At 73.7% G+C, this 12,268-nt stretch carries 9 protein-coding genes; 5 read left to right on the top strand and 4 right to left on the bottom strand.

Annotation, left to right across the window (positions count from 1 at the left end):
• Positions 1-5: 5 nt before the first annotated feature.
• The 3 genes from FXF50_RS00105 to FXF50_RS00095 all read right to left on the bottom strand — a co-directional run bounded on the left by FXF50_RS00105 (position 6) and on the right by FXF50_RS00095 (position 2,514).
• Complete coding sequence (locus FXF50_RS00105; protein WP_148425145.1) at positions 6-644, bottom strand: L,D-transpeptidase; 639 nt, start codon at positions 642-644, stop codon at positions 6-8.
• Positions 645-1,002: 358 nt separating this feature from the next.
• The gene (locus tag FXF50_RS00100) at positions 1,003-1,794 is read right to left on the bottom strand and encodes a DUF4184 family protein (RefSeq protein ID WP_148425144.1); all 792 of its coding nucleotides are present in this window, start codon (positions 1,792-1,794) and stop codon (positions 1,003-1,005) included.
• A gap of 21 nt (positions 1,795-1,815) precedes the next feature.
• Entirely contained in the window at positions 1,816-2,514 is a 699-nt protein-coding gene (locus FXF50_RS00095; RefSeq protein ID WP_148425143.1) for an HAD family hydrolase, read from the bottom strand.
• A 203-nt stretch (positions 2,515-2,717) separates the two neighbouring features.
• Here FXF50_RS00095 and FXF50_RS00090 point away from each other — a divergent pair, with 203 nt between their 5' ends.
• Positions 2,718-4,055, top strand: coding sequence for a hypothetical protein (locus FXF50_RS00090; RefSeq protein ID WP_255509806.1), 1,338 nt, complete (start codon positions 2,718-2,720; stop codon positions 4,053-4,055).
• 41 nt (positions 4,056-4,096) lie between these two features.
• On the opposite strand, the gene FXF50_RS00085 is transcribed toward FXF50_RS00090, so the two are convergent.
• On the bottom strand, positions 4,097-6,799 hold the full coding sequence (locus FXF50_RS00085) for a glucosidase (protein ID WP_148425142.1): 2,703 nt from the start codon (positions 6,797-6,799) through the stop codon (positions 4,097-4,099).
• 42 nt (positions 6,800-6,841) lie between these two features.
• Between FXF50_RS00085 and FXF50_RS00080 the strand changes: the two genes are divergently transcribed.
• The 4 genes from FXF50_RS00080 (at position 6,842) to FXF50_RS00065 (ending at position 12,226) form a co-directional block, all read left to right on the top strand.
• On the top strand, positions 6,842-8,785 hold the full coding sequence (locus FXF50_RS00080) for an amylo-alpha-1,6-glucosidase (RefSeq protein WP_148425141.1): 1,944 nt from the start codon (positions 6,842-6,844) through the stop codon (positions 8,783-8,785).
• A gap of 130 nt (positions 8,786-8,915) precedes the next feature.
• A complete protein-coding gene (locus FXF50_RS00075) occupies positions 8,916-10,241 on the top strand; it encodes a glycosyltransferase family 4 protein (RefSeq protein WP_148425140.1) in 1,326 nt (441 codons plus the stop codon).
• Positions 10,242-10,487: 246 nt separating this feature from the next.
• Positions 10,488-11,297 carry a metal-dependent hydrolase gene (locus FXF50_RS00070; protein WP_091320991.1) on the top strand — a complete coding sequence of 270 codons (810 nt, stop codon included), beginning with the start codon at positions 10,488-10,490 and terminating at the stop codon, positions 11,295-11,297.
• 5 nt (positions 11,298-11,302) lie between these two features.
• Positions 11,303-12,226, top strand: coding sequence for an amidohydrolase family protein (locus tag FXF50_RS00065; protein ID WP_148425657.1), 924 nt, complete (start codon positions 11,303-11,305; stop codon positions 12,224-12,226).
• Positions 12,227-12,268: the final 42 nt, after the last annotated feature.

Below are 12,268 nucleotides of genomic sequence, written 5' to 3'. Positions count from 1 at the left end.
GGCGATCAGTAGCGGTCGAGGTGTTCGGCGGGGCTGAGCACGATGTGCGGCGCCGCCTCGGGGTCGAGCCAGGTGAGCACCGCGACCAGGTGCTCGTGGGACAGGCTCACGCAGCCGGCCGTGGGGTTGCCCCCGGCGTGGCTGAACTCGTGCAGGAAGATGCCGCTGCCGGCGTGCGGCACCGGGGCGGGAACGGTCGGCGGCATGTTGTAGGTGATCACCGCGAAGTGGGTGTACGCCGGGTCCTCCCGCCACAGCGCCTCGCTCTGGCCGCCCAACGGCTCGGCGGAACGCTGGAAGCTGTTGTAGTGCGGGGACTCCGGCTCGGCGTTCCACCAGTCGTCGACGCCCACCCGGTGGTACCGGTGGCGGACGCCCGGGTCCGCGGCGATGCCGTAGACGGTGGGGCCGATGGCGTAGACGCCGGTCGGGGTGGTCGGCACGCCCTCGACGTGCCGGTCGCTGAAGCCGTCGGCGCCGATCCGGGCCGGCAGCGGGGGCAGGGCCGGCCCCCAGTCGTCGCCGGAGAGGTCGTACGTCTCCAGGGTGGCGTGGGTGGTGCGCCAACCCTCGCCGGTGACGATGAGGACCTGCGCGGTGTCCGCTGGCAGGGAGGTCAACCGGGCGGCCTTCGTCGGCTTCACGCGGAGGATCCTCGCACGGGGCGGGCGCCGGACGGGAGGTGGCCGGACGGGTCAGGACCGGGTCCGCAACTCCCCGGTCCTGACCCCCAGCCGTCCGGTGTGGTAGCGGTAATTCGCCGTTGCGAGCGCGGCAGGCGTGGCACGCCGCCAACGCCGGGCTCAACACGGCGAGCCGGCCCGCCTGCACTCAGCTCCACGGTGCCCAACTACCGGACTTCGGCGCGCCCCCGTCTCACCCCGAAGAGGCGTGGGCGCGGGCTCAGGTTAGGCAGGTTCCCGCAGGTCGGACAAGGTTCGACGGGCCCGGGAGAATGTGATTGATACCAACGTTGAAATACGGCATGTCGGCGTAACAGGGTCAGCCGCACGGGCGCTGTTTGTGTTCGAGGCGATGACTGCGCACGGCCTCCGGCGGGGGCGGGGCCAGGGCTCCGGCCGCGGCCGCCCCGGCGATCAGCGCGACCGCCGCGAGGTGCAGCAGGCGCACACCGGCCGGCGCCGGGACGGTGGCCGCCGGCAGGCCCGGCAGCAGCAGCGTCCCGAGCCCGGTGACCGCCAGGGCCACCGCCCAGAACACGCCCGGCCGGGCCGGCGGCCCCGGCGGCGGGACACCCTCGAAGATCTCATGCCGGCGGGCGGCGCGCACGGCCAGGGCGGCGACCAGCAACCCGCCGGCGAGGCTGCCCGTCACGTCGGACATCTGCCACCAGTACAGCCCGGTCAGGGCGTGGAAGTCGGCGATGCCGAGCAGGCGCGGCCACCGGTCGCTGTGGGTGACCCGGTCCCAGGCGACGTGGCTGAACGCGCCGATCAGCGCCGAGCAGACGGTGACCTGCCAGGGATGCCGGACGCCGGCCAGCGCGGCGTGGTCGGGCCAGCCGAACAGCCGCTGGCCGGGCAGGTGCACGGCGATCCCGGCGATCACCCGGCGGACGATCCAGGCGTAGGCGAGCGCGACCGGCAGGCACCACCAGAGCAGCCCGCCGAGGGTGTGCGTCCGCAGGTCGGGGGCGAGCGCGGTGCCGGTGAACAGGTAGCCCACGTCCGGGGCGACCGCGCCGGTGGACAGCGCCACCCCGTCGAACCAGTGCGGCCGCCACAGCTTCAGCGGCAGCACCGGCGCCAGGTGCGACGGGAAGGTCAGCGGCACCGCCCTACGTTACCGGCCGGATCAGAAGTGCCGGACCAGGTCGGGGAACGCGGCCAGCCGGATCACCCCGGGGTCGGACGGGTCCAGCTCGTCGTGCTCCAGCACCCAGGTGTTCTCGTTGGGGATGAACACGGCGTTCAGGCCGGCGGCCCGGGCGGGCAGGATGTCCGAGCGCGGGGAGTTGCCGACCATCCAGGCGGTGGCCGGGTCGAAGGCGTGCTCGCGGGCCAGCCAGCGGTAGGTGTCGACGTCCTTCTCCGGCACGATGTGCGCGGCGCGGAAGTGGTGCAGCAGCCCGCAGGCGTCGAGCTTGCGCTGCTGCTCCTCGCGCTCCCCCTTGGTGAGCAGCAGCAGCTCGTGCCGGGTGGCCAGGTCGTCCAGGGTCTCCGCCACGCCGGGCATCAGCTCGACCTGGTGGCCGACCAGCGCCACCGCCAGGTCGTCGATCTCGGCGCGCTCCCGGTCGGTGGCCGGGCGCGCCCGCAGCTTCTCCAGGCACTCCCCCAGGCTGCGCAGGAAGACCTTGCTGCCGTAGCCGTGCGCGACCGCGTTGGCCCGCTCGATGTCGTCGAGCACCGCCCGGATCTCGACCCGGTCGAGCGTCGGATGGTCCAGCCAGGTGAGGAAGTCGTCGATCACCCGCTCGAAGAGGACGTTGTTCTCCCAGAGCGTGTCGTCGGCGTCGAAGACCAGCACCGCGGCCTCCCGGCGCTGTAGCATCGCGTACTCCTCCCGTGTGCCGGACCGGGACACGGTACTGCCCGCGGCCGCTTCCGGCAGCCCGGTTTCGGGTACGCCGGCCAGGACCGGCCGACAAGATCATCGGAGGCGGACGGACGGACCGTCCGGACTGGCCGAACGCCGTGCGACGGGCGGCGGGAACCCGACTGCGCGTACCCGGGTCGGGGCGGGATGCTTCGGCGATGACAACCTCACGCGATCATCCACGCGCGACACCGGCCCGGCGCCGGCGTCGCCGGAGGGCGGCGACCGCAGTGGTGGCCGCGCTCGCCGCCGCCGGCGGCGCGCTTCCCCCCTCGCCGGCCCTCGCGGTCAACGCCACGCACACCACGGTGGTCGGCACCAATCCGGTGGACTGGACGCCGCACGCGCTCGACGGCACCGTGTACCGGATCCTCCAGATCGGCAACCGGGTGTACCTGGCCGGCTCCTTCACCAAGGTCCGCAACGCCGGGCAGACCGCCCAGCTGGCGATGCCACGGTTGGTGGCGATCGACGCCACCACCGGTCAGATCGACACCACGTTCCGGCCGGTGGTCAACGGCACGGTGAAGGCCCTCGCCGCCTCGCCGGACGGCCGCTCGCTCTACATCGGCGGCGCGTTCACCACGGTCAACGGCGTGGCCGCCCCGCGGGTGGCCCGGATCGACGCGGCCACCGGCGCCCGGGTCGCCGGGTTCGCGCCGGCCGCGTTGAACAACCAGGTCAACGACATGCGGCTGGTCGGCAACCGGCTGATCCTCGGCGGGGCGTTCCAGACCGTCGGCGGGGTGACCCGCCGCGCCCTGGCCGCGTTGAACGCCACCACGGGCGCCGCCGACGCCTCGGTGAACCTGCGGGTCGAGGGCCCGCGGAAGACCACCAGCGGCGCCACCGCACCGGTCAAGATCGAGGCCCTGGACGTGTCGGCCGACGGCCGGCGGCTGGTCTTCGTGGGCAACTTCAGCTCGGTGGCCGGCGTGGCGCGCCACCAGCTCGCGGTGGCCAACCTGAGCGACACCGGGGCGACGCTCTCCGGCTGGTCGACGCTCCGCTACCAGCCGCAGTGCGCCGCGTCCATGCCCACCTACCTGCGCGGGGTGGACATCTCCCCGGACGGGACCTGGTTCGTGGCGGTCACCACCGGCGCCGCGTTCCCGGGCACGCTGTGCGACGCGGCGTCCCGCTTCGAGTTCGGCACGGAGGCCGGCGGCAAGCAGCCGACCTGGGTGAACTACACCGGCGGGGACACCCTGCTGTCGGTGGCGATCACCGGGGCGGCGGTCTACGTCGGCGGCCACCAGCGTTGGCTGGACAACCCGTACGGGCGCAACTCGGCGGGGGCGGGCGCCGTGTCGCGGCCGGGGATCGGGGCGATCCACCCGACCACCGGCAAGGCGCTGGCCTGGAACCCGACCAAGGACCGGGGCGTCGGCACGGCCGAGCTGTACGCCACCGACCGGGGCCTCTGGGTCGGCAGCGACACCGTCACGGTGGCCGGCGAGTACCACGCGCGGGTGGCGTTCCTCCCGCTGCCCTGACGTGGTGGGGCGCGGCGGGACTTCCCGTCGCGCCCCACCTGTCAGCGGCGCAGGGTGAGGATCAGGTCGGCGACCAGGGCCGTCCACCCGGTCTGGTGCCAGGCGCCGAGACCGGCGCCGTTGTCGCCGTGGAAGTACTCCGGGAAGCAGATCAGGTCCCGCCAGTCCGGGTGGGTCTGGAAGAGCTGGGCAGCGCCGTAGATCGGCCGCCGGCCCCAGCCGTCCCGGGTGAACAGCGAGATCAGCCGGGCCGACAGGTCGTCGGCGATCTCGTCGAGGGTGCGCTTCACCCCGGACCGGGTCGGATATTCCACCTGGAGGTCGTCGCCGAAGAAGGCGGCGTAGTCGCGCAGCGCGCTGATCAGCAGGAAGTTGGTCGGCATCCAGATCGGGCCGCGCCAGTTGGAGTTGCCGCCGAACAGGCCGCTGGTCGACTCGGCCGGCTCGTAGCCCACGCTGAACTCCTGGCCGCCGAGGGTGACCGTGAACGGCTTGTCCAGGTGGGCGCGGGAGAGCGTGCGCAGCCCGTATTCGGAGAGGAACTCGTCGGTGTCCAGCATCCGGGCGAGCAGGCGCACCACCTGGTCGGGGCCGACCATGGAGAGCAGCCGCTGCTGCCGGCCGTCGGGGCCGAGCCGGCGGGCGCCGATGACCTCGGCGTACTCGGGGCGGTTGGTGAGGAACCAGCGCAGCCGGGCGCCCAGCTCGGGCAGCCGGTGCAGCGTACGCGCGGTGAGCCGGGTGACCGCCGCGAGCGGCAGCAGCCCGACCACCGAACGGACCTTCAGCGGCACCTTCGTGCCGTCGGCCTGCCGCAGCACGTCGTAGAAGAACGCGTCCTCGTCGTCCCAGAGCCCCTGGTCGTACGCGGCCGCCGCAATGTACGCGAAGTGTTCGAAGAACTTCGTCGCCGTGTCCACGTACGCCCGGTCGTGCTCGGCGAGCACGATGGCCATGTCGAGCAGGTTGAGCGCGTACATGGCCATCCAGCCGGTGCCGTCGGACTGCTCCAGCACCCCGGCCACCGGCAGCGCGGCCGAGCGGTCGAACGGGCCGACGTTGTCCAGCCCGAGGAAGCCGCCCTCGAACACGTTGTTGCCGCCGGTGTCCTTCCGGTTGACCCACCAGGTGAAGTTGAGCAGCAGCTTGTGCATCACCCGGGCGAGGAACTCGTGGTCCCGGGAGCCGTCGATCTCGAACACCTTCAGCGCCGCCCAGGCGTGCACCGGCGGGTTCACGTCGCCGAACGCCCACTCGTACGCCGGGATCTGCCCGTTCGGGTGCAGGTACCACTCGCGGAGCAGGAGCAGCAGCTGCTCCTTGGCGAAGCCCGGGTCGACCCGGGCGATGGTGACGCAGTGGAAGGCCAGGTCCCAGGCGGCGTACCAGGGGTATTCCCAGGGGTCCGGCATGGAGATCACGTCGAAGCTGTTCATGTGCCACCAGGCGCTGTTGCGCCCGTGCCGCCGGCCGGCCGGCGGTGGCGTGGAGCCCGGGTCGCCCTCCAGCCAGCGCTTCACGTCGAAGTGGTAGAACTGCTTGCCCCACATCAGCCCGGCGATGGCCTGCCGGGCCACCAGCGCCTCGTCGGCGCTGGCCGCGGCCGGGATGACGCTGTCGAAGAACCGGTTGGCCTCGGCGCGCCGGGCCCAGAGCACCGTGTCGAACCCGTCGCCGAGGTCGGCCGGGGGCGGCGGAATGCTCGCCGGGGGCGGGGCGGTGCGGGTCAGCCGCAGCCGGATCTGCCGCTGCCCGCCGGCCGGCACCTCCAGCACGTAGTGCAGCGCGCCCTTGGTGCCCTCCCGGTCGGGGTTGACGGTGTCGGCGCCGGCCACCACGTGGTCGTTGATGCCGTCCTTCGGGTACGCCGACCGCCCGGTCAGCCCCCACAGCCGCTCGGCGTTGGTGTCGTTGTCGCAGAGCAGCGGCGTGGGCGCGCCGTCACCCTCCAGCAGGAGCTGGCCGAGCACCCAGTGCTCGCCCACCAGCCGGGACCCCGCCCCGGTCAGCTTCGGCACCCGGTCGCCGCCGGGCAGCCCCCACGCCCACGTGTTGCGGAACCAGAGGGTGGGCAGCACGTGCAGGGTCTCGTCGGTGTCGCCCCGGTTGGCCACCGTGACCAGGATGCACAGGTCGGTCGGGGACGCCTTGGCGTAGTCGACCGTCACCGCCCAGTACCGGTCGTCGTCGAAGATCCCCGTGTCGACCAGCTCGTACTCGGTGTCGTCCCGGCCGCGCAGCGCGTTCACCGCGACCAGCTCGTCGTACGGGAAGGCGGCCTGCGGGTAGTGGTAGCGCCAGCGCATCCAGGAGTGGGTGGGCGTGGAGTCCTCGTACCACCAGTACTCCTTCACGTCCTCCCCGTGGTTGCCGCCGTCGCCGCCGAGGCCGAACATCCGCTCCTTGAGGATCGGGTCCCGCCCGTTCCACAGGGCGAGGGCGAAGCAGAACGTCTGCCGGTCGTCGCAGACGCCCGCCATGCCGTCCTCGTTCCACCGGTAGGCTCGGGACCGCGCGTGATCGTGGGGGAAGTAGTCCCAGGCCGTGCCGTGTTCGCTGTAGTCCTCCCGTACCGTCCCCCACGCCCGCTCGGACAGATAGGGACCCCATGCGCGCCAGTCCTGCTCCCCGGCGTCGGCCTGGGCGAGCCGGTGCCGCTCGGGGTCGGGTGTCGCGGAGGTCGGGCGTTCAGTGATCACCTGCACATCTTCGACGCCCCCGGGGTACTTCTCCACAGGGGCCATTGTCGTCGTGGCGGGTGACACCCCGCCGGTGGTGGAGGAAAGTTGATCGACATTCGCTTCGGGCCGCAGGTCTGCGGGGAGCTGTCCGCCTCGTCGACCCGGGAGTGGCTGGTCACCGACGGGCGAGGCGGCTACGCCATGGGCACCGTCGCCGGGCTGCGCACCCGGCGCTACCACGGCCTGCTCGTGGTGGCCGGGGAGACGCCCGCCGCCCGCAAGGTGGGACTGGTCAGCCTCGACCCGGCGGTGACCCTGCCGTCCGGGCGGCAGGCCCGGCTCGGCGCGCACGAGTGGTCCTCCGGCGTGGTCGACCCGCGCGGCTTCGAGCTGCTGGAGCGCTTCGACCTCACCGAGGGGGTGCCGCGCTGGCGCTGGCGGATCGGCGACGTGGTGATCGAGCGGGAGATCGCCATGGCGTACGGCCGGTCCTGCGTGGCGGTGGTGCACCGGCTGATCTCCGGCGGCCCGGTCCGGCTGGACCTGGCCGCGGCCTGCACCTGGCGGGACGCGCACGGCGAGCGGCGGGCGGACGGCCCGGCCCCGCGGCTGGAGCAGGTGGCCGGCGGCGCGGTGGTGGACGGCGCGTTCCGGCTGGCCGGGCCCGACTGGACCCCCGAGGGGCAGTGGTGGCTCGGGGTGCGGCACCGGGAGGAGGCGGCGCGCGGGCTGCACCCCGACGAGGACCTCTGGTACGCGGGCCGGTTCTCCGGCGCCCTCGACGAGCCGGGCGCCGAGGTGTCCGTGCTGGCCTGGGCCGACGATCTCGCCGAGGAGCCGCCGCCGGCGACCGCGCTGGTCGAGGCGGCCCGGCGGCGGCACCGGGCGGTGGTGGCCGCCGCGAAGCCGGACGACGACGTCGACGCGACCCTCGCCCTGGCCGCCGACGCGTTCGTGGTCCGCACCGCCACCGGCCCCGACGTGGTGGCCGGCTACCCCTGGTTCGGGGCCTGGTCGCGGGACACCATGACCTCCTACGAGGGCCTCCTCCTCCGCACCAACCGGGGCGAGGAGGGGCGGGAGCTGCTGCGGGCGTACGCGGCCACGCTGTCGGAGGGGATGCTCGCCAACACCGCCGACACCGGGCGGGTGGAGCACAACACCGTCGACGCGACGCTGTGGTTCCTGCACGCGGTGAACCGGCACGTCACCCTCACCGGGGACACCGACCTCGGCGTGGAGCTGCTGCCCGCGCTGGAGGCCGTGGTGGCCGCGCACGTGGCGGGCACCCGCTACGGCATCCGGGTCGACCCGGCCGACGGGCTGCTCACCCAGGGCGGGCCGCCGGACGTCGCGCTCACCTGGATGGACGCCCGGGTCTACGGGGTGCCGGTCACCCCGCGTACCGGCAAGCCCGTCGAGGTCAACGCGCTGTGGGTGAACGGGCTGGCCGGGCTCGCCGAGCTGGCCGAGCTGGCCGGCCGGGACGCCACCGAGCTCTGGGGCCGGCACCAGCGGGCCGCCGCCGCGTTCCGGGAGCGCTTTCCCACGCCGGCCGGCTGGCTGCACGACGTGGTCGACGCGCCGGCGCCCGCGTACCCGCTCGGCGGGGCGCCGCACCACGACGACGACCTGCTCCGCCCCAACCAGCTGCTCGCCTGGTCGCTGCCGTACGCGCCCCTCGAACCGGACGAGGTCACCCTGCGCCGGGTCACCGAGGCGCTGTTCACTCCGCTCGGGCCGCGCAGCCTCGCCCCCGACTCCCCCGGCTTCGTGGGCCGGCACCGGGGCGGCCCGGCCGAGCGGGACTCCGGCTACCACCAGGGCACCGTCTGGCCCTGGCTGATCGGGCCGTTCGTCGACGCGTACCGCCGGGCCGGCCTGCCCACCGACGACCTGCTCGTGGGGCTGGAGGGGCACCTCACCGAGTACGGCCTCGGCTCGGTGAGCGAGACCGCCGACGGGCTGGCCCCGCACGCCGCCACCGGCTGCCCGTTCCAGGCGTGGTCGGTGGCCGAACTGCTGCGCGTCCGGCGGCTGCGCCGGTAACGCGTTACAGACCGGCAACCGGCGCGTCTCCGCTGGTTATCGACCGATGGGCAGGATGGGCTGCGACCCCACGACGCGCCCCACGCGGTGCCGTCGGGCGGTGCGGGAACCACAACTCCAAGGGGGCCGCATGTCAGCTGACGCCGAAGTGATCGACATCCAGCCCGCCCGACACCAGCGGGTGCTGATCCTCTCCTGGGAGTACCCACCCGTGCTCGTCGGTGGCCTCGGCCGCCACGTGCACGCGCTCTCCGTGGCCCTGGCCGCCGCCGGCCACGAGGTCACCGTCGTCACCCGCCACGCCGAGGGCGCCCCTCTGGAGGAGTACGCCGAGGGCGTGCGGATCCTGCGGGCCGCCGAGGACCCGGTCCGGTTCCCGCTCGCCACCGGCTCGCTGCTGGCCTGGACCATGGCCTTCAACCACACCCTCACCCGGACCGCGCTGCGCGCCGCCGAGTCCGGCGCGTACGACGTCGTCCACGCCCACGACTGGCTGGTCGCGCACACCGCGGTCACCCTCGCCGAGCACCTGGACCTGCCCCTGGTCACCACCATCCACGCCACCGAGGCCGGCCGGCACCAGGGCTGGCTGCCCGAGGAGATGAACCGCACCATCCACGGCGTCGAGCACTGGCTGAGCAACGCCTCGGCCCGGGTGATCGCCTGCTCCGGCTACATGCGCGACCAGGTGGCGCGGCTGTTCGACGTGCCGGCCGCGCGGATCGACGTGGTGCCCAACGGGGTGGACGACCGGGCCTGGCACGCCTGCCCCCGCGCGGTCTCCGCCGCCCGGGCCCGGTTCGCCGGGGACGGCCCGCTGGTCGGGTACGCGGGCCGGCTGGTGTACGAGAAGGGCGTGCAGCACCTGGTGCACGCCGTGCCGTACCTGCGGGACCGGCACCCGGGCCTGCGGGTGGTGATCGCCGGCGACGGCCCGTACCGCGACGAACTGGTCGACCAGGCGCGCCGGCTGCGCCTCGCCGACACCGTCCGGTTCGCCGGTTTCCTGGACGCCACCCAGCTCCCGGCCGTCCTGGCCGCCACCGACGCGACGGTGATCCCGAGCCTCTACGAACCGTTCGGCATGATCGCCCTGGAGGCGGCCGCGGCCGGCGCGCCCCTCGCCGTCGCGGACACCGGCGGCCTCGCCGAGATCGTCGAGCCGGAGGTGACCGGGGTGACCTTCCCGCACGGCGACGCGGACGCCCTGGCCGGCGCGGTCCACCGGCTGCTCGGCGACGAGGTCTTCGCCCGCCGGGTGGCCCGCCGCGCCCGCACCATGATTGCCGAGCGCTACGCCTGGTCCGCCATCGCCGCCCGCACCGCCGGCAGCTACGCCACCGCCCGCCGCGAGCACGGCGCGTTCCAGGCCCGCCGGGCGACGGCGCTGCTCGCCGGTGACCGTTCCGCCATCGCCATCCCGGACGGGAATCTGCTGGCCGGGGCCGCGAGCTGAGCCGGGACAGCTTCCGACCGGGCCGCGCCACCCGCGCGGCCGGCTGACACGCCGCGTCCCGTACCCGACAGTTGGCCCGGCCCGGCCGGGTCGGGACGACATACTTCCTGGTGATTCGGCGGCGCCCGCCGGGCCGGTCCGGCAACCCCTCCCCAGTGGACCGTCCGGGTGATGCCCCGGGGTCCGACGCCTAACTACAGTGACGTAGTTTTTGTCGATCAAGACTCCTGGGGAGGGCGAGCCGAGATGATGGGACCGTCCCACGCGCTGTCCGGCGCGGCGGTGTGGCTGACCGGCTCCTGGGCGCTGGACCAGTTCGCCGACTACCACCAGACGCCGCTCGCGCTGGCGGTCGGCACCGCGGTCTGCGCGGGCGGGGCGCTCTTCCCCGACCTCGACCTCTCCGGCAAGGTGACCCGCAACCAGGGCGGCGCCACGGTAGCCCGGACCTTCGGGGTGTTCAGCCTCTTCATCGCCGAGGTGATGGAGAAGATCTCGCTGGGCGTCTACTACGCGACCAAGCTCAGCAGGGATCCGCGCCGCAACAACGGGCACCGGACGCTGACCCACACCATCCCGTTCACCCTGCTGGTCGGCTGGGGCACCACCGCGCTCTGCGCCGCGTACGGCAAGTGGGCGGTGGTCAGCATCCTCTTCTTCATGATCGGTCTGGCGCTGCGCGGGCTCTTCGACGAGTGGGCCGAGCGGGCCGGCTGGGTGGTCGTCACCCTGTTGTCGGCGGCCGCGGCCTGGTTCACCTTCGCCAACCTGCCCGGTGACCGCGGCTATCCGCTCATCGGCACCGCGGTCGGGGTGGGCTGCTTCGTGCACATCCTCGGCGACATGATCACGAAGGCGGGGGTGCCGATCCTCTGGCCCATCCCGATCAAGCGGCGGATGTGGACGATGGTCGGGCTGCCCAACGGCATCGCGCTGCGCACCGGGAGCAAGGCCGAGACGATCGTGCTGCGCGCGGCGCTGACCGTGCTCTCCGTGCTCGCGGCGGTGGGGCTGGTCGCGCCCTCGGTGCTCCAGCGGTTCAACATTGAGGTGTGACGGACCTGGTTGACGGCGACGAGGGACCGGCGGACCACACCCGGCCGCCGGCCGAGGACGCGGCGGTGCCGGAGTTCTGGCAGCGGCTCGGGCTGCCCGGGCTCGCCGACGTGCACACCCACTTCCTGCCGCCCCGCATGCTGCGCAAGGTGTGGGCGTACTTCGACGCGGCCGGGCCGCTGGTCGGCACCGAGTGGCCGATCCGCTACCGGTGGGACGACGAGGCGCGGGTGGCGCACCTGCGCCGGCTCGGCGTGCGGATGTTCACGGCGCTGGCGTACCCGCACCGGCCCGGCATGGCCGAGTCACTGAACACCTGGACGCTGGACTTCGCGGCGCGTACCCCGGGTTGTCTGCCCTCGGCGACCTTCTTCCCGGAGCCGGCGGCCGCGCGCTACGTGGCGGACGCGCTCGCGGCCGGCGCCCGGGTGTTCAAGGTGCATGTCCAGGTGGGTGGCTTCGCGCCGACCGACCCGGCGCTGGACGACGTGTGGGGGCTGTTGGCCGAGGCCGGCGTGCCGGTCGTGGTGCACGCCGGGCACGCGCCGGTCGGCACCACGCACACCGGACCGGAGTCGTTCGCCGCGCTGCTGGCCCGGCACCCCGCGCTGACCGCGGTCGTGGCGCACCTGGGCGCCCCGGACTACGCGGCCTTCCTCGACCTGGCCGAGCGGTACCGGCACGTGCGGCTGGACACGACGATGGCGTTCACCTCGTTCTTCGACCGGTTCATGCCGTTCCCGGCGGGCGAGCTGCCCCGGCTGCGCGAGCTGGGGTTGGCCGGGAAGGTGCTGCTCGGCAGCGACTTCCCGAACATCCCCTACCCGTACGCGACGCAGCTGACCGGGCTCGCCCGGCTCGACCTGGGCGACGACTGGCTGCGGGCGGTCTGCTGGGAGGCCGCCGCCGCGCTGTTCGACCTGGCCTGAGCCGGCCGGGTACCAGGTATCGACGTGGCTGTGACGCCTGAC

The organism is Micromonospora sp. AP08 (assembly GCF_008085935.1).
GTDB lineage: Bacteria > Actinomycetota > Actinomycetes > Mycobacteriales > Micromonosporaceae > Micromonospora > Micromonospora chersina.
Note: the sequence above shows the minus strand (reverse complement) of the source record. Positions and strands in the feature narration are given on the sequence as shown.